The sequence below is a fragment of the Nocardiopsis protaetiae genome (genome assembly GCF_045446735.1).
Classification (GTDB): domain Bacteria; phylum Actinomycetota; class Actinomycetes; order Streptosporangiales; family Streptosporangiaceae; genus Nocardiopsis; species Nocardiopsis protaetiae.
Genome location: NZ_JBJJBV010000566.1, coordinates 1 through 357 on the forward strand (window position 1 = coordinate 1; position 357 = coordinate 357).

The window sequence follows — 357 nt, forward strand, 5'->3', positions numbered from 1 at the left end:
CGGCCCCGACCAGGAACTGACTAGCCCTGGAGCTTCTTGGCCTTCTCGACGACCATGTCGATGTTGCCGACGTCGAGGAAAGCCTGCTCGGGCAGGTGGTCGTACTCACCGTCGCACAGGCCCTTGAAGGAGGCGATGGTCTCCTCCAGGGGCACGAACACGCCCGGCGTACCGGTGAACTTCTCCGCCACGAACATGTTCTGCGACAGGAAGCGCTCGATGCGGCGCGCGCGGTTGACGATGATCTTGTCCTCTTCGGACAGCTCGTCCATACCGAGGATGGCGATCTGGTCCTGGAGGTCCTTGTTGCGCTGGAGGATCCCCTTGACGCGCTGGGCCACCTCGTAGTGCTCCTGG

General features: G+C 63.3%; 1 protein-coding gene. It reads right to left on the bottom strand.

Going from position 1 to position 357, the window contains the following annotated elements; all coding sequences use genetic code 11:
• Positions 1-20: 20 nt before the first annotated feature.
• A partial coding sequence (locus ACJOT3_RS34700; RefSeq protein WP_435873342.1) for an ATP synthase beta subunit C-terminal domain-containing protein occupies positions 21-357 on the bottom strand: 337 nt, incomplete at its 5' end.